The following is a 1,084-nucleotide window of genomic DNA, read 5'->3' as shown; positions in this document are numbered from 1 at the left end:
CCGACGACGGGCCGTTGACCGCCGCGAGGGCCAGCAGGCCGGCGTGCTCGGCCACGAGCGGAAGGACCTCGTCCGCGGATGCCTGGACCGCGATCATCGTGCCGCCCTCGGGCAGTGCCTGCATCAGCGAGGCCCGCGCGGCGACCAGCCTCGCGGCATCCTCCAGCGTCAGGACACCGGACACATGGGCGGCCGTCAGCTCGCCGATGGAGTGCCCGGCCACATAGTCCGGGCGCAGGCCCCAGGACTCGGCCAGCCGGAACAGCGCCGTCTCCAGCGCGAACAGCGTGGGCTGCGCATACCCCGTCAGCCCCAGCAGAGCGGCCTCGTCACTGCCCGGCTCGGCGAACACGACCTCCTTCAGGGGCCGTTCGAACATGCCGTCCCACTGGGCGCACACCGCGTCGAAGGCCTGGGCGAAGACCGGGAAGGACGCGTACAGCTCACGGCCCATTCCGGCGTACTGGGCTCCCTGACCGGTGAACAGGAACGCCGTCCGGCCCGCCAGGTCCGTACGGGCCCGGACCGGTTGGGCCGCCCCGGCCCGCACCGAACGCAGCCCGGCGATGAGCTCGTCCCGCCCCGCGCCGGTCACACTCGTCCGATGATCGAGCGCGGTGCGCCCGGTGGCGAGGGAGTGCGCGACGTCCAAGGGGGTCAGGTCGGGGCGCTGCTCAAGGTGTTCGAGCAACCGTGCCGCCTGCCGGGACAGCGCCTCGGGCGTCCTGGCGGACAGCAGCCACGGAACCGCGGGCATGGCCAGTGGCTCGGCGCCCCGGTCCCGCGACGCGTCGTCCGCCGCCGGCTGCTCCAGGATCACGTGCGCGTTGGTGCCGCTGATGCCGAAGGACGACACTCCCGCGCGCCGCGGCGCATCCGACGCCGGCCACTCCCGGGCCTCGGTGAGCAGGGCCACGTCGCCCGCCTCCCAGTCGACATGGCGGCTGGGAGCCTCCACATGCAGGGTCCTGGGCAGTACGCCGTGGCGCATGGCCTGCACCATCTTGATGACGCCGCCGACACCCGCCGCGGCCTGGGTGTGCCCGATGTTGGATTTCAGGGAGCCGAGGTGGAGGGGGTGTCC

Annotated in this window: 1 protein-coding gene; it reads right to left on the bottom strand. The window is 73.2% G+C overall.

Annotation, left to right across the window (positions count from 1 at the left end; all coding sequences use genetic code 11):
* Nucleotides 1–1,084 (bottom strand): acyltransferase domain-containing protein (locus SSP24_RS42465; protein WP_141316616.1); only part of this gene is annotated, 1,084 nt, incomplete at both ends.

The sequence above is a fragment of the Streptomyces spinoverrucosus genome (assembly GCF_006539505.1).
Taxonomy (GTDB): domain Bacteria; phylum Actinomycetota; class Actinomycetes; order Streptomycetales; family Streptomycetaceae; genus Streptomyces; species Streptomyces spinoverrucosus.
This window is presented reverse-complemented; position numbering and strand designations above follow the sequence as displayed.